Origin of the sequence: Erwinia sp. BNK-24-b, from assembly GCF_047456155.1 — a bacterium.
In the GTDB taxonomy this organism is placed as follows: Bacteria; Pseudomonadota; Gammaproteobacteria; order Enterobacterales; family Enterobacteriaceae; genus Erwinia; species Erwinia phyllosphaerae.
This window is the reverse complement of record NZ_CP179901.1, coordinates 1,047,910-1,062,675: the sequence shown is the minus strand read 5'-3', so window position 1 is coordinate 1,062,675 and position 14,766 is coordinate 1,047,910. Positions and strand designations below refer to the sequence as shown.

Genomic DNA, 14,766 nt, shown 5'->3' with positions numbered 1-14,766 from the left:
TAAATCAGCCACCGAAGGTATCACACTGGCCAGGATTGCCGCTGTCGAAACCCTTTTTAAACCAGCTATAGCGCTGTTGCGACGTGCCGTGCGTAAAGCTGTCCGGCACCACGCGTCCCTGGCTCTGCTGCTGGAGGCGATCGTCGCCAATCGCTTCGGCGGCGTTCAGCGCTTCCTGCAGATCGCCCGGTTCCAGTACGTTTTCCTGCTGCATATAGTGTCCCCACACGCCAGCAAAGCAGTCGGCCTGTAGCTCCAGCTTGACCGAAAGCTGATTCGCCTGCTTTTGCCCACCCTGCTGCTGGAGCTGTCGCACCTTTGGCTCGATGCCCAGCAAACGCTGCACGTGATGGCCTACCTCATGCGCGACCACATAGCCCTGCGCAAAATCGCCATCCGCGCCCAGCTTGTTTTTCATTTCGTCATAGAACGAGAGATCGATATAAACGGTGCTGTCGGTCGGGCAGTAAAAAGGCCCCATCACCGACTGGCCCGTGCCGCAGCCGGTACGCGTCGAGCCGCGATACATCACCAGCTTTGGCGGGGTATAGGTTTTACCCATCTTTTGAAAGATTTTATGCCAGGTGTCTTCGGTGGTTGCCAGCATCACCGAGGTAAATTTTGCGGCTTCATCCTGCTGCGCCGTAGTTTGTTGCGAAGCTGGCTGGGAAAGTGAAGAGGAACCACCGTTTAGTAAGGGGGTTAAGTCGTAGCCATAATAGCCAGCAATCATCACGATAATCAGCAGGACAATACCGCCTTTACCACGTGGAATCCGCATTCTCCCGGTTCCTACCGTACCGGACTCATTACGGCGATCTTCCACGTTATCGCTCTCACGGCGCCCTTGCCAACGCATACATTAACCCCTGGTTTATAAAATGATGGAGTGATTTTAGTCGTGCGCAGCGCCTGGCACCAGTGCGGTGATGCTGATTAATCCGGAGCAAAAGGCAGATTCAGAATGCAGGAACAGTATGGGAGGTAAAACAGAGGCTGCGGCAGGTGCCGCAGCCTGAAAAATCAGTCCAGCTTGACGCCCAGGCGGTTAGCCACTTCTTCGTAGGCTTCAATCAGGCCGCCAAGGCTCTGACGGTAGCGGTCTTTATCCATCTTGTTCAGCGTTTCTTTATCCCACAGGCGGGCACCGTCCGGTGAAAACTCGTCGCCCAGCGTGACTTCGCCGTTAAACAGACCGAACTCCAGCTTAAAGTCCACCAGGATTAGACCGGCATCGGCAAAAAGCTTGCTCAGCACCTCGTTGGCTTTGTAGGTCAGCTCGCGCATACGCGCCAGGTTCTCTTTGCTTACCCAGCCAAACGTTTCGCAATAGGATTCGTTCACCATAGGATCGTGACGCGCATCGTCTTTTAAAAACAGGTCAAACAGCGGCGGGTTAAGGATCATGCCTTCTTCTACACCCAGACGTTTTACCAGCGAGCCCGCCGCGCGGTTACGCATCACGCATTCAACCGGCACCATATCCAGCTTTTTAACCAGCGCTTCGTTATCGGAAAGCAACGCTTCCATCTGGGTAGGAATGCCCGCTTCTGCCAGTTTCGTCATGATGAAATGGTTAAACTTATTGTTAATCATTCCTTTACGATCAAACTGTTCGATGCGTTCACCGTCCAGTGCTGACGTATCATTGCGGAATTCGAGTACCAACAGATCCGGATTTTCGGTGCTGTAAACGGTTTTCGCTTTGCCGCGATACAACTCAGCTTGCTTTTTCATCTCTATACTCCAAACGTGAAATCCCCTTTCGCCCTGGCCTTAGCCGCGCCAGAACGGCCGGATATGAACTATTGCATCTATTGTATGATCGACCGCGAAAAAACCGAAGCAATCGATTACGCAGCGGCAAATAAAAAAGGCCGGAACGTGCCGGCCTTGCGATTATTTGTTGAATGCCGCCTGAAGCACCGCCACCAGCGCATCGTTTTGCGACTGGGTCAGCGAGTGTCCTTTTGGATCCAGGAACTGCAGGCTGCTGCGGTTATCCAGGTCGCCGACCTGCAGCTTATATTTGCCGTTGGTCAGCTCAGGATCTTTCGCGCCAAGCTGGTCCCAGGTTTCGCTGGAAGGCTCACTGTAGGTCACGCTCAGGCTGCCCTGCGGACGGTTCTGATCGGTTACCTTCATACCTGCGCGTTCCAGCGCGGCCGGCAGACGCTGCCAGACGACGTTAAACGGCGCGCGTACAATCAGGTTCGGCAGGCCGGTATCATCTGCACCGCTCTGCACGTTGATCTGCGCCACGCTGCCTTTTGCCGCCGCGTTTTCACGCGTGGTTTCATTCTTGTCCAGGCCGCTGCTTAGCTCGTTAAGCATCTGCGCGGTATAGCGCTGCATCTGTACGGGTGAAGTAACGGCTTTGCCTTCCTGCTGCAGCTCCAGTAGCTTCACGGTCAGCGCCTGCTGATAGCCCTGCTGCTGTACGCTGATCTGGTAGCGGCCGCGATACTGATGATCTTCATCCGCACGGTTCCACTGTACCCAGTCGGTGGTCAGCGTCTGGCTGGCGTCGGTACGGCTGGCGATAGCATAGTTGCGTGCCTGCACGATATCTACCACCTGCGGCCACAGCGATCCGCTACGGTTATTGTCCAGCAGCAGCACGCCTGAATTACCGGCAAACTGCGTGCGGGTGCCGTTCATCAGCGCCAGCGGCTGCGCCGGTGGACGAATGTCCAGCTGCTTGCCGATGGCGCCTTTGCTGCTGGCGGAAGGAATGTCGAAATCACCGTTTTGCAGCGGCAGGATCATACCGGCAGGCGCGTGCAGTTCGTTAACGTCCGCAGCCTGAAGGTAAGATTCGTCACCGCTGACCTGGCGCTTGTAGCGCTGGTCGCTTGAACATGCCGCCAGCAACATCACCAGCGACAGGCCAACCACTTTCGCGATTGCCGACTTTTGTACTGTGTAAGCCATTACTTCTCCCTAAATTTACAGCAGGCCTGCGTCTTTCAGTGCCTGCTCAACAACCGGACGACCGGCATCAGTCATCGGCGTCATCGGTAGACGCAGCGTATCGGTTGCAATTAATCCTAATTTTTTAGCCGCCCATTTTACCGGGACAGGATTAGGCTCAATAAATAGCTTCTGATGCAGATGCATCAAACGCTGGTTAAGGCGGCGAGCTTCCTGGAAGTTGCCCTGTTTGGCAAGCGCACAAAGCTCCACCATTTCACGCGCGGCGATGTTCGCCGTCACCGAGATAACGCCTTTGCCGCCCAACTGCATAAAGTCGAGGGCAGAAACGTCGTCACCGCTGACCAGCACGAAATCGTCATCAACCAGCTCTTGGATCTGGCTAACCCGCGATAAGTTCCCGGTCGCCTCTTTGATTCCGATAATATTTTTAATCTTCGCCAGGCGACCCACGGTTTCCGGCAGCATATCGCAGCCGGTGCGCGAAGGCACATTGTAAAGCATTTGTGGCAGATCGGTACTTTCGGCGATGGCTTTAAAGTGTTGGTACAGACCTTCCTGGGTAGGACGGTTGTAGTATGGCGTGACGGTCAGGCAACCTACTACGCCGCTGGTTTCGAAACGCCGCGTCAACGCGATGCCTTCCGCCGTGGCGTTAGCGCCGGTTCCGGCGATGATCGGTATGCGGCCATCGGCCAGCTCCAGCGTCATCATCACCACGTCGCCATGTTCATCATGGCTTAAGGTTGCCGACTCGCCCGTTGTTCCTACGGAGACAATTGCCGCCGTTCCGCTGGCAACATGATAATCAATCAGTTTTTTCAGACTTGCACGACAGACAGACCCTTTGTCATCCATCGGCGTAACGAGCGCAACTATACTTCCCGTAAACATTAGCCATCCCCTCCACAAACAAGTGCTTCATGGTACGTTTGTCCGTCGTGGAAAAGCAAGCGGGCAAGCCCGCCAGCCCCCTTGGCACAGGGTATTTTTTATGTTTACCTAAGAGTTATCACAATTGCTAATCACTACGACGGACAGGAAGCATTATTTTGCCGCAGTCAGAGCAACATCATCTGGTTATCACCGCGTTAGGCGTCGACCGTCCGGGGATAGTTAACACCATTACCCGTCACGTCAGCAGCTGCGACTGCAACATTGAAGACAGCCGTCTGGCGATGCTGGGCGACGAGTTCACCTTTATTATGCTGCTTTCCGGCAGCTGGAACGCTATTGCGCTGATTGAGTCGACGCTGCCGTTGAAAGGGGCCGAGCTGGAACTGTTAATCGTTATGAAGCGCACGACCTTTCGCGAAAGACCGCCGATGCCCGCCACCGTTTGGGTACAGGTTGAAGTCACGGACTCCGCGCATATCATTGAACGCTTTACCGATCTCTTTGATTCACATCAGATGAATATTGCCGAACTGGTGTCGCGCACGCAGCCTGCGGCAGAAAATAAGCCATCCTTGCTCTATATTCAGATTACCGCTCACAGTCCTGCCAGTCAGGATGCTGCAATTATTGAGCAGGCGTTTAACAGCCTCTGTACAGAGTTACATGCACAAGGCACTATTAGCGTCGTCCAGTATCCACAGCACGATGAAAAAATGGAGAGTAGTGATGAATCCACTGAAAGCCGGCGATCTCGCACCCACATTTAGCTTGCCCGATCAGGATGGCGAGCAGGTAAACTTGACCGACTTCCAGGGACAGCGCGTTCTGGTTTATTTCTATCCGAAGGCGATGACGCCAGGCTGCACCGTTCAGGCGTGCGGTCTGCGTGACAGCATGGATGAGCTGAAAAAAGCTGGCGTGGAAGTCTTAGGCATCAGCACGGATAAGCAGGAAAAGCTGTCGCGATTTGTTGAAAAAGAAATGCTGAACTTCACTCTGCTTTCGGATGAAGATCACCAGGTCTGCGAGCAGTTTGGCATCTGGGGTGAGAAAACCTTTATGGGCAAAACCTATGACGGCATTCACCGCATCAGTTTTTTAATTGGCACCGACGGTAAGATTGAGAAAGTGTTCGACGATTTCAAAACCAGCAACCACCACGATATCGTGATGGACTACCTGAAGTCGGCGTAAAAATTTAACGGGCGGAACGCTTTCTTTTCGCCCGTATTAAACGACAGCCCTTATTCAAACGCTCTTTACCTGCCCTGCCTGCACGCTACCCTTTTACAAATCGTCAGAATAAACACCCTGTAACCGCCCTCTTTTGCCTTAACCAAGCTGGCGGTAAATCTCCTGCGCGCTCTCTTCCAGCTGATGGCTTACCACTACCCGGTTACGGCCTGCATGTTTAGCGGCGTAAAGCGCATCGTCCGCCTGCTTGAAAATACGCTCAAGCGGCGTATCATCGGCTTCCCACAGCGCCACGCCAATAGAAAGGGTGATGTGCCCGACCGGAATAATCTCCAGTTGCTCAATTTTTTTGCGCACGCGTTCCGCAATAACGGCCGCCATTTCACGATCGGCACCGGGCAGAATGATCAGAAACTCTTCGCCACCGTTGCGGCATACTACGTCCGTTTGTCGCGAACTTTTACTCAGCTGCTGGGCCACGTTTTTAATAACGCTGTCGCCAACATCGTGTCCCCAACTGTCGTTCACTCGCTTGAAGTGATCGATATCCAGCGCCAGTACGGAAAAAGACTGGCGAGTGGCAAGGAAATATTCCAGCACCGCATTCAGACCGCGCCGGTTAAGCAAGGCCGTCATAGGATCAGTCTGTACTTCAAATTTCAGTCGACCAATTTTATCCTGCAGCAGGCCGATGCCGGTCAGCATCGCACGCTTAATTTCTGCCGCTTCGTAATACCATGACTGAATGACGCCGATCTCTGTTGAAACGCCCGGCGCGTCCATCTGGCTGGCATTACGTGCCAGCTGCCCCAGCGGGCGGGCAATCAGACGCGCCACGCACCAGGCGAAAACCAGCGTTAACAGCGCAAACGGAATGGCGCGCTGCAAAACCTTCAGCATCAGGCTGCTGAGCGGCGTCAGCGTAGCTTTTGCCGGTTTCATGGCAACAATCATCCAGCCGGGCGTAGCAACAGTGGCGTAGCTCGCCAGCATTGTCGCGCCGTTGTTATCCTTGACCAGCTGATAACCACTTTTCTGCTTAACGCCGTTACCGATCGGTAGCGCAATTTTTTGACCAATCAGCGCGTTGTTTTCATGGTAAAGCACGCGGTTTTCGCTATCGACCACGTAAAGTGAAGAGCCATCGCGATAGAATTGTTCGCCCAGCAGTTCATTAAGAATGCTTTTTTTCTTCAGGTAAATGGTACCGCCAACAAAACCCAGATAGGTGCCGTCAGCAGCCCGGATGGGATAAGAAACAAACACCATCAGATTGTGGGCGACAGAAATCGAAGGCTGGCTGATAAGCGGCTTACGCTCTGTCAGCGCCTGACGAGTCGCATCAGTTGTCAGATGTATGCCTTTCAGCATCAGAGAATCAGGGGAAATCGCCCTGACCCAGCCGTTGGCATCCACCACCACCGTCGAGTTAAAGCTGCTGGTCTGCTCGCGCAGCCTTGCTACCTCGCTTTCCATTAATGCATCATTCTGCATATCCTGGCTTAGTGTTTTGGCGCTGTAAGCCAGCTGCGACCTGGCCAGCTCAAAAAACATTTCCGTGGTCGAGGCGAGTTTGGTGGCATAGACACGGTTCGATTCCAGCGTATTGGTTATCAGCACCTCCCGCTGTACCTGCCAGGTGGCGTACAGAGAGCTGGCCAGCGTGATCACAATGCTGGCGATGGCTAATAGCGTAATAAGCGTACGCAAATCCAGCTTTGGCCGATGAAGCCTCATGGATTTACCTCGAGGAAACATTTCATAGATGTCGCTCTTATTTTAGGTGCGCGTTTAGTTTGCTGGTCGATCATGCCCTGGTGTTGCATGATTCAATAATATGAGTATCGTCACGATTAAGAATAATCTTAGTGGTTTTAACTCAATTTTTTGTGGTCGGAGGTGTAGCCTGGCGGGAAGCGGGCCGGCGGCCCGCTCTGAATCAAGAAAAGTTACATGGCGAGAAAAGCGTAGCCCTTGTTTTCCAGCGTAGAAACGGTAGTCGGGCTGGAGAGCGCATGGGTAACGGAGCTATCAATCCAGTCGTGCTGGAAGTGGTGGAACGCCACGGACTGATCGCAAACCGAAACGTCAACGCCCTTAGCGCGCAGTTCGCTAATCAGTTTCAGGTTCGGGTTATCAATGCCGAACATTTTCTTGTACTGCTCGTTATTCAGCATTGCTGGCGTACCGTCACCGGTTACCGAAACGACAAATTTAAGCTGATCCTGCGGAACGCCGGAGGCGATATATAAGTTCACCACGCGCGCTACTCGCTGCAGTCCCAAATTAGGATCGTTAGGACCATTTTCCGCTTTCGTAATCTGGAAAACAATTTTGTTGCTGTCGCCCTGTGCAGGCTTATAGGCCGCGTCCGCTTCGTAATGAATTTTACCGTAGCCGTCGATGGCCGGGGTGCTCCAGAATCCTTCCGGATCGGTTGGCTCGCTGCCAAAATGCTGGCTAACTTTATCAGCGATAGCGGGCGCAGCGGTAAAGCTCGCTCCGACAAAACCGGCAATAACAGCCACTAATACGTAGGATACGACTGGGCGCATTGTATGCTCTCCATGAAAAACAAAGAATTGAAAAGGTTAAAAAGGACTAGCTCGCTGCCCGTAAGCGGCAATGAGATTGGTGATACAGGTTGTAGAAAATATGACACCCTGTAAATAAGCTGTAATCTGTTTTCGAAACGGCGGCGCCAGCAAAAGTTTTAAAATAAACATCAGACTTTAATAAAAAAGCTGAAGATAAAAAATAATTAGATCCATTACATTAAAGTAAAAAACATCTTTTTATTGATTTGCGTTAGTGATAGCAGGGATCTTTAATTTTCACTGAATTTAATTTCAGTTAAGAATGGCATCAGGTTTTTAAGCCATGCTGGATAAATAAAGAAGAAAGCAGCCTGCGGCTTGCGCATATTGCCATCACCACAGAGCCGATTTTAGGAGTATGCTTAAACAAAATTTACGATATCTTCAGTTTTTTTGAATAAATTTACGCAATTTTACTCTACAACGGCGATTTGTCCGGGCAACGTAGCCTCTTTACCTTCATTTTTTTCGATAAGGTTACGCGGCAACTATTCATCCTGCAAAGCGTTTCCTTCCGTATGCCGGCTGGGTAAGATAGCCTGTAGACCGACCGCTTTGCCCGACAAACGAGGACGTCATCAAAATGGGATTTTGCATGATTAACCGATGGAAATACTGTGCTTTGGCTTCGCTTATTCTGCTTCCTGCGCTTGCCCTGTCGCCAGCAAAGGCTGACGTGAGCGATAACCTGCCGGATATCGGCACGACGGCAGGCAGTACGCTCTCTGTTAATCAGGAGCTGGCGATGGGCGATTTTTACGTCCGCCAGCTGCGGGCAAGCGCGCCGCTGATCAACGATCCGCTGCTGAATGACTATATCAATCAGCTGGGACAGCGGCTGGTTGCCCACGCCTGGTCGGTTAAAACACCTTTCCACTTTTTTCTGGTCAGCAATGATGAGCTGAACGCCTTCGCCTTTTTTGGCGGCAACGTGGTGCTGCATTCGGCTCTGTTTCGCTATACCGATAACGAAAGCCAGCTGGCATCCGTAATGGCGCACGAAATTTCCCACGTGACTCAACGCCATCTGGCCCGCGCCATGGAAGATCAGCAGCGTAACGCGCCGCTGACCTGGGTGGGCGCCTTAGGCTCCATTTTACTGGCGATGGCTAATCCGCAGGCCGGGATGGCGGCATTAAGCGGCACGCTGGCCGGTGCGCAGCAGGGCATCATCAGCTTTACCCAGCAGAACGAACAGGAAGCCGATCGTATTGGGATTCAGGTATTGCAGCGCGCCGGTTTCGACCCGCAGGCAATGCCCGACTTTTTGCAAAAGCTGGCGGACCAGTCGCGCTTTTCGTCAAAACCGCCGGAGATATTACTGACGCATCCCCTGCCGGATAGCCGCCTGTCGGATGCGCGCAACCGCGCCAGCCAGATGAAGCCCGTTGTAGTGCAATCCTCGCAGGATTTTTATATGGCAAAAGTTCGCGTGCTGGGCATGTACGCCACCGGCCGAAATCAGCTTAACGACGATCTGCTGGATAAGTTAAGTAAAGGCAACACTCGCGAGCAGACGGCAGCGCAGTATGGTAAAGCCGTGCAGTTTTTACAGGCAAAAAGCTATGACAACGCCCGCAAAATCATTGCCCCACTGCTGGCCGCGCATCCCGATAACGTCTGGTATCTGGATCTGATGACCGATATTGATATTGGCCTGAAGCAACCTCAGCGCGCCGTAGCCTTGCTGGCGAACAGTAAAGTCAAAGCCAGCCCGGTGATCCAGCTTAATCTGGCCAACGCTTACGTAGAAGCGAAACAGCCAGCTAAAGCCAGCAAAATTCTTTATCGCTATACGTGGGCAAATAAAGATGACCCTAACGGCTGGGATCTGCTGGCGCAGGCCTCTGCCGACCAGGGGCTAACCGATGAAGAAGAAGCCGCACGGGCAGAAAGCCTGGCGCTGAATGGCCAGCTAGACCAGGCCATCAGAAGCCTGAGCGACGCCAGCGCCGCCGTCACGCTGGGCAGCCTGAAGCAGGCTCGCTATGATGCGCGTATCGATCAGCTTCGCGCGCTACAACAGCGCTTCCGCCAGTATCAGAAAAAATAGGGAATAAATGGCAACCGTACAGATCTATCACAACCCACGCTGCTCAAAGAGCCGCGAGACGCTGGCCTTACTACACAGTAAAGGGATCGAACCGGAAGTAGTGCTTTATTTGCAAAATCCGCCGGATATCACCACGCTGAAAAACCTGCTGCGGCAGGCAGGATTTCATTCCGCCCGTGAGCTGATGCGAACCAAAGAAGAGCATTACAAAGCGCAAAATCTTGGTGATAAAACGCTTAGCGAAGAGCAGCTGCTGGCAGCGATGGCGGACAATCCAGCCCTGATCGAGCGGCCAATTGTGGTCGCTAACGGTAAGGCACGCCTGGGCCGACCACCGGAGCAGGTGCTGGAGATCCTTTAAAGATCCAGCGTCTCTTTTACGAAGGGAATGGTCAGCTTGCGCTGGGCGCTGATTGACGCGCGATCCAGCTTGTCCAGCGTGATAAACAGCGTGCGCATCTCACGATCCAGCCTTTTCAGCAGAAAGCGGCCTACGTCTTCCGGCAGCTCAAAGCCCCGCAGGCGCGAACGCAGCTGTAGCGCCTGCAGCTTGTCTTCGTCCGACAGCGGCTGCAAACGGTAGATCTGGCCCCAGTCAAGGCGAGAAGCCAGATCCGGCAGCTTCAGGTTTAGCTGGCGCGGTGGACGATCGCCCGTAATCAGCAGCTTGGTGCGGCCCGTTTCCAGAATGCGGTTATAGAGATCGAAGATCGCCATTTCCCACGGCTCGTCTCCAGCAACGCACTCAATATTATCAATACAGATCAGCGCCAGCTGCTCCATGCCGTCCAGCACTTCGGGCACGAACCATGTCCGCTTGTCCAGCGGCACGTAGCCTACGGCTTCGCCACGAGCGGAAAGCTCCGCACAGGCCGCGTGCAGCAGATGGCTGCGCCCGCCGCCTTCGCGCGACCAGAAATAGAGATAGCTGCCGTGTTCCTGCCGTAACGCGCCCTGTAGCGCGGCGACCAGCGACGGGTTCTCTCCCGACCAGAAGCTGGCGAAAGTTTCATCGTCTGGCAAATAGAGTGGCAATGACAGCTGTGCCGGAGTGTTCAGAAGCACCTCAGTAATGGGTCGAAATCCGGCGGCAGTTTATCACAACTCTGACGGGATTATGAAACGGGCAGCAAGGCTGCCCGAAACTCACTGCGGATCGCGATCTTCCGGATCCAGCACAACCTCTTCGGGGCGGATCACCGAGATCAGCTTAAAGATCAGGCTGAGGCCAACGCCGACGATGGTAGCCAGCGCCATGCCTTTAAGTTCTGCCGCACCGATATGCACCGTCGCGCCGCTCACGCCAATAATCAGGATCACCGAGGTCAGGATCAGGTTTTGCGCCTTGTTATAATCCACTTTGGATTCAATCAGCACGCGTATCCCCGATGCGCCAATCACGCCATACAGCAGCAGCGAAACGCCGCCCATCACCGGCACGGGAACGGCCTGGATAGCGGCAGCCAGCTTGCCAACGCAGGAGAGTAAAATCGCCAGAATCGCCGCGCCGCCAATTACCCACGTGCTGTAAACACGGGTAATCGCCATTACGCCGATATTTTCACCATAGGTAGTATTTGGCGTTGAGCCAAACAGCCCCGAAAAGACGGTGGAGATACCGTTGGCAAACATAGAACGATGCAGGCCCGGATCTTTCAGCAGATCTTTTTTTACGATATTCGCCGTCACCACCAGATGACCAACGTGTTCGGCAATCACCACCAGCGCGGCGGGTAGAATGGTCAGCATGGCTGCCCATTCAAAGCGCGGCGTATAAAAAGTTGGCAGGGCAAACCACGGCGCGGCTTCCACCGTCGACCAGTTAACGATGCCCATAAAATAAGAGAGCGCGTAGCCGACCAGCACGCCGACCAGAATGGGGATAATCGCCAGAAAACCGCGAAACAGCACGGAGCCAAATACCGTTACCGCCAGCGTCACCATCGAAATCAGGATGGTTTTGCTATCGGCCGCCGCGCCGTTGGCGGGCAGAAGTCCGGCCATGTTTGCCGCCACCCCAGCCAGTTCCAGCCCGATGACCGCCACGATCGCGCCCATCGCCGCTGGTGGAAACATTACGTCGAGCCAGCCCGTTCCGGCTTTCTTAACGATCAGCGCCACCACGCAAAACAGCACGCCACACAGGATAAAACCGCCCAGCGCCACTTCATAACCCAGCGGCAGCAGCAGCAGGACCGGCGAAATAAAAGCGAAGCTTGAACCCAGATAGGCCGGTATTTTTCCTTTGCAGATAAAAAGGTACAGCAGCGTGCCGATGCCGTTAAACAGCAGCACGGTCGCCGGATTTATATGAAACAAAATGGGCACCAGCACCGTCGCGCCAAACATGGCGAACAGATGCTGGAAGCTGAGTGGAATGGTTTGCAGCAGCGGTGGCCGCTCGCTTACGCCAATAGCGCGACGCGTCATGGTGAATTGCCCTCTGGTTTACACAATAAAAAACCGACTCTCTGGTCGGCTTATTTGCTCTCTATTTGGTTCCGAAAATCTTGTCGCCCGCGTCGCCGAGGCCAGGAATGATATAGCCTTTATCATTCAGTCCCTGATCGACAGATGCGGTGTACAGCTCCACGTCCGGATGCGCTTTTTCCAGCGCGGCAATGCCTTCCGGCGCGGCCACCAGCACCAGCACTTTAATGCTGGTACAGCCCGCTTTTTTCAGCAGGTCGATAGTGGCGATCATGGAGCCGCCGGTAGCCAGCATCGGGTCAACGACCAGCGCCATGCGCTCTTCAATATTGGAAACCAGCTTCTGGAAATAAGGCACCGGCTCCAGCGTTTCTTCGTCGCGGTATACGCCAACCACGCTGATGCGCGCGCTGGGGACGTGTTCCAGCACGCCTTCCATCATGCCAAGACCGGCGCGCAGGATAGGCACCACGGTAATTTTTTTGCCTTTGATCTGATCGATTTCCACCGGGCCATTCCAGCCTTCGATGGTGACTTTTTCCGTTTCTAAATCCGATGTGGCTTCATAAGTCAGCAGACTTCCCACTTCTGAAGCGAGCTCGCGAAAACGTTTGGTGCTCACGTCCTGCTCACGCATCAGGCCCAGTTTGTGTTTGACCAGCGGGTGTTTGACTTCCACGATCTTCATTGTTGTTCTCCCGGAATCTGTAGCAAAAAAAAATCGCGGGATTATAGCGCCATTTGGCAGCCAGTACCTATCACTTAATCCCACTTCTGGAAGATATTACGCAATGATAAGAATTGGCTAAAATTCATCTATCCGCAATGCACCGCTAAGATGGTGCTCGCAAACGTTTGCCTGCGCTGGTAGAATTGCCGCGCTTTATACTAACCACCAACCGCAAACCGCGTGGGGATTCGCAGTGACCGACAAAACCTCTCTCAGCTATAAAGACGCCGGCGTAGATATCGATGCTGGCAATGCTTTAGTCGACCGCATTAAAGGCGTAGTGAAAAAGACCCGCCGCCCGGAAGTTATGGGTGGACTGGGCGGTTTCGGTGCCCTTTGTGCACTGCCGCAAAAATACCGCGAACCGATTCTGGTTTCCGGCACTGACGGCGTCGGCACCAAGCTGCGTCTGGCGATGGATCTGAAGCGCCATGATGCCATCGGCATCGATCTGGTTGCCATGTGTGTGAACGATCTGGTGGTACAGGGCGCCGAGCCGCTGTTCTTCCTGGACTACTATGCGACCGGCAAGCTGGACGTGGATACGGCCGCCAGCGTAATTACCGGTATCGCAGAAGGCTGTTCACAGTCTGGCTGTGCGCTGGTTGGCGGTGAAACCGCCGAAATGCCGGGCATGTATCACGGCGAAGATTACGACGTGGCGGGTTTCTGCGTCGGCGTGGTGGAAAAATCAGAAATCATTGACGGCAGCAAAGTCAAAGATGGCGACGTGCTGATTGCGCTGGGTTCAAGCGGCCCGCACTCTAACGGCTACTCGCTGGTGCGTAAGATTCTGGAATTCAGCAACACGAATCCTGAAACCACTATGCTTGCGGGCAAATCTCTGGCCGATCATCTGCTGGCGCCAACCCGCATCTATGTGAAAAATATCCTGAGCCTGATTGAGCAGGTTGACGTACACGCTATCGCTCACCTGACCGGCGGCGGCTTCTGGGAAAACATTCCGCGCGTGCTGCCGGACAATACCCAGGCCGTTCTGTCCGAATCAAGCTGGCAGTGGCCGGAAGTATTTGGCTGGATGCAGGAAGCGGGCAACGTCAGCCGCTTTGAAATGTACCGTACCTTTAACTGCGGCGTCGGTATGGTGATTGCGCTGGACGCCAGCGAAGCGGATAAAGCCGTAGAGCTGATGACCGCCGCGGGCGAAAAAGCCTGGAAGATTGGCGTAATCAAGGCTTCCGATTCCGACGAGCGCGTGGTGATTAACGCATGAAGCGGCTCGTCGTGCTGGTATCCGGACAGGGAAGCAACCTCCAGGCTATTCTGGACGCCTGCCAGCAAGGACGAATCCACGGCAGCGTCGCTGCCGTATTCAGCAATAAAGCCGAAGCTTATGGACTGACGCGCGCGCGTGATGCAGGCGTGCCTGCCCATGTGCTGACCGCCGACCAGTTTGCCGACAGGGAAGCTTTCGATCGCCAGCTGATGCTGGAAATTGACGCCTATGCGCCTGACCTGGTGATTCTGGCTGGCTATATGCGCATTCTCAGCGCCGCTTTTGTGGCCCGCTATGCGGGCCGTATGCTGAATATTCACCCTTCCCTGTTGCCCAAATATCCGGGACTGCATACGCATCGCCAGGCGATTGAAAACGGCGACGAAGAACACGGTACGTCGGTGCATTTCGTTACCGAAGAGCTGGACGGCGGCCCGGTGATTTTGCAGGCCAAAGTTCCGGTTTTTGCGGGTGATACGGAAGAGGACGTAACGGCACGCGTGCAGCATCAGGAGCACGCTATCTATCCGCTGGTCGTCAGCTGGTTTGTGGATGGCCGTGTGAAAATGCAGGATGGCGCGGCCTGGCTGGATAATCAGCCGCTACCACCGGAAGGCTACGCCGGGAACTAAACCCGGATTCTCTTAATAAAACCGCTTTGATTAGCGGTTTTATTTTTTATAAGCGCCCTGCT

General features: G+C 54.0%; 15 protein-coding genes. 6 read left to right on the top strand and 9 right to left on the bottom strand.

Translation table 11 applies throughout. The annotated features are described in order from the left end of the window. Positions 1 to 4: 4 nt before the first annotated feature. From ACMGGR_RS04930 to dapA, 4 genes are all read right to left on the bottom strand, one after another. Positions 5 to 859, bottom strand: a complete 855-nt coding sequence (locus ACMGGR_RS04930) for a neutral zinc metallopeptidase (RefSeq protein ID WP_246760753.1) — start codon at positions 857 to 859, stop codon at positions 5 to 7. 164 nt (positions 860 to 1,023) lie between these two features. Beyond that, positions 1,024 to 1,737: a phosphoribosylaminoimidazolesuccinocarboxamide synthase gene (purC, locus tag ACMGGR_RS04925; protein ID WP_246760752.1), complete on the bottom strand. Its 714-nt coding sequence runs from the start codon at positions 1,735 to 1,737 to the stop codon at positions 1,024 to 1,026. Positions 1,738 to 1,899: 162 nt separating this feature from the next. Next, a complete protein-coding gene (bamC, locus tag ACMGGR_RS04920) occupies positions 1,900 to 2,934 on the bottom strand; it encodes an outer membrane protein assembly factor BamC (protein ID WP_246760751.1) in 1,035 nt (344 codons plus the stop codon). 15 nt (positions 2,935 to 2,949) lie between these two features. Then, a complete protein-coding gene (gene dapA, locus ACMGGR_RS04915) occupies positions 2,950 to 3,828 on the bottom strand; it encodes a 4-hydroxy-tetrahydrodipicolinate synthase (RefSeq protein WP_246760750.1) in 879 nt (292 codons plus the stop codon). A 158-nt stretch (positions 3,829 to 3,986) separates the two neighbouring features. Here dapA and ACMGGR_RS04910 point away from each other — a divergent pair, with 158 nt between their 5' ends. Together ACMGGR_RS04910 and bcp are read left to right on the top strand one after the other, a co-directional pair. Continuing rightward, positions 3,987 to 4,598 (top strand): glycine cleavage system transcriptional repressor, encoded by a 612-nt coding sequence (locus ACMGGR_RS04910; RefSeq protein ID WP_246760749.1) that lies wholly within the window; start codon positions 3,987 to 3,989, stop codon positions 4,596 to 4,598. Then, positions 4,558 to 5,025, top strand: a complete 468-nt coding sequence (gene bcp, locus ACMGGR_RS04905; protein WP_246760748.1) for a thioredoxin-dependent thiol peroxidase — start codon at positions 4,558 to 4,560, stop codon at positions 5,023 to 5,025. The genes ACMGGR_RS04910 and bcp overlap by 41 nt, the downstream gene beginning before the upstream one ends. A 138-nt stretch (positions 5,026 to 5,163) precedes the next feature. Here bcp and ACMGGR_RS04900 read toward each other — a convergent pair whose 3' ends face one another. Together ACMGGR_RS04900 and ACMGGR_RS04895 are read right to left on the bottom strand one after the other, a co-directional pair. Continuing rightward, positions 5,164 to 6,762, bottom strand: a complete 1,599-nt coding sequence (locus tag ACMGGR_RS04900; protein ID WP_246760747.1) for a sensor domain-containing diguanylate cyclase — start codon at positions 6,760 to 6,762, stop codon at positions 5,164 to 5,166. A 212-nt stretch (positions 6,763 to 6,974) separates the two neighbouring features. Further along, entirely contained in the window at positions 6,975 to 7,580 is a 606-nt protein-coding gene (locus tag ACMGGR_RS04895) for a DsrE family protein (RefSeq protein WP_246760746.1), read from the bottom strand. 637 nt (positions 7,581 to 8,217) lie between these two features. Between ACMGGR_RS04895 and ACMGGR_RS04890 the strand changes: the two genes are divergently transcribed. Together ACMGGR_RS04890 and arsC are read left to right on the top strand one after the other, a co-directional pair. After that, positions 8,218 to 9,675: a M48 family metalloprotease gene (locus ACMGGR_RS04890; RefSeq protein WP_414148296.1), complete on the top strand. Its 1,458-nt coding sequence runs from the start codon at positions 8,218 to 8,220 to the stop codon at positions 9,673 to 9,675. Between the two features lie 7 nt (positions 9,676 to 9,682). After that, positions 9,683 to 10,036, top strand: coding sequence for an arsenate reductase (glutaredoxin) (gene arsC / locus ACMGGR_RS04885; protein ID WP_246760744.1), 354 nt, complete (start codon positions 9,683 to 9,685; stop codon positions 10,034 to 10,036). On the opposite strand, the gene hda is transcribed toward arsC, so the two are convergent. The 3 genes from hda to upp all read right to left on the bottom strand — a co-directional run bounded on the left by hda (position 10,033) and on the right by upp (position 12,793). Further along, complete coding sequence (hda, locus tag ACMGGR_RS04880) at positions 10,033 to 10,734, bottom strand: DnaA inactivator Hda (RefSeq protein WP_246760797.1); 702 nt, start codon at positions 10,732 to 10,734, stop codon at positions 10,033 to 10,035. The genes arsC and hda overlap by 4 nt on opposite strands. 87 nt (positions 10,735 to 10,821) lie before the next feature. Then, complete coding sequence (gene uraA / locus ACMGGR_RS04875) at positions 10,822 to 12,105, bottom strand: uracil permease (protein WP_246760743.1); 1,284 nt, start codon at positions 12,103 to 12,105, stop codon at positions 10,822 to 10,824. A gap of 61 nt (positions 12,106 to 12,166) precedes the next feature. Next, positions 12,167 to 12,793 carry a uracil phosphoribosyltransferase gene (upp, locus tag ACMGGR_RS04870; protein WP_246760742.1) on the bottom strand — a complete coding sequence of 209 codons (627 nt, stop codon included), beginning with the start codon at positions 12,791 to 12,793 and terminating at the stop codon, positions 12,167 to 12,169. 235 nt (positions 12,794 to 13,028) lie between these two features. Between upp and purM the strand changes: the two genes are divergently transcribed. Then, on the top strand, positions 13,029 to 14,069 hold the full coding sequence (gene purM, locus ACMGGR_RS04865; protein WP_246760741.1) for a phosphoribosylformylglycinamidine cyclo-ligase: 1,041 nt from the start codon (positions 13,029 to 13,031) through the stop codon (positions 14,067 to 14,069). Further along, a complete protein-coding gene (gene purN, locus ACMGGR_RS04860) occupies positions 14,066 to 14,704 on the top strand; it encodes a phosphoribosylglycinamide formyltransferase (protein ID WP_414148295.1) in 639 nt (212 codons plus the stop codon). Before purM ends, purN begins: the two co-directional genes overlap by 4 nt. Positions 14,705 to 14,766 lie beyond the last annotated feature (62 nt).

Excerpts from the sequence above, each read along its gene's own strand:
- ACMGGR_RS04930 (WP_246760753.1), bottom strand. The coding sequence starts at position 859 with ATGCGTTGGCAAGGGCGCCGTGAGAGCGATAACGTGGAAGATCGCCGT.
- purC (WP_246760752.1), bottom strand. The coding sequence starts at position 1,737 with ATGAAAAAGCAAGCTGAGTTGTATCGCGGCAAAGCGAAAACCGTTTAC.
- bamC (WP_246760751.1), bottom strand. The coding sequence starts at position 2,934 with ATGGCTTACACAGTACAAAAGTCGGCAATCGCGAAAGTGGTTGGCCTG.
- dapA (WP_246760750.1), bottom strand. The coding sequence starts at position 3,828 with ATGTTTACGGGAAGTATAGTTGCGCTCGTTACGCCGATGGATGACAAA.
- bcp (WP_246760748.1), top strand. The coding sequence starts at position 4,558 with ATGAATCCACTGAAAGCCGGCGATCTCGCACCCACATTTAGCTTGCCC.
- ACMGGR_RS04900 (WP_246760747.1), bottom strand. The coding sequence starts at position 6,762 with ATGAGGCTTCATCGGCCAAAGCTGGATTTGCGTACGCTTATTACGCTA.
- ACMGGR_RS04895 (WP_246760746.1), bottom strand. The coding sequence starts at position 7,580 with ATGCGCCCAGTCGTATCCTACGTATTAGTGGCTGTTATTGCCGGTTTT.
- ACMGGR_RS04890 (WP_414148296.1), top strand. The coding sequence starts at position 8,218 with ATGATTAACCGATGGAAATACTGTGCTTTGGCTTCGCTTATTCTGCTT.
- arsC (WP_246760744.1), top strand. The coding sequence starts at position 9,683 with ATGGCAACCGTACAGATCTATCACAACCCACGCTGCTCAAAGAGCCGC.
- uraA (WP_246760743.1), bottom strand. The coding sequence starts at position 12,105 with ATGACGCGTCGCGCTATTGGCGTAAGCGAGCGGCCACCGCTGCTGCAA.
- upp (WP_246760742.1), bottom strand. The coding sequence starts at position 12,793 with ATGAAGATCGTGGAAGTCAAACACCCGCTGGTCAAACACAAACTGGGC.
- purN (WP_414148295.1), top strand. The coding sequence starts at position 14,066 with ATGAAGCGGCTCGTCGTGCTGGTATCCGGACAGGGAAGCAACCTCCAG.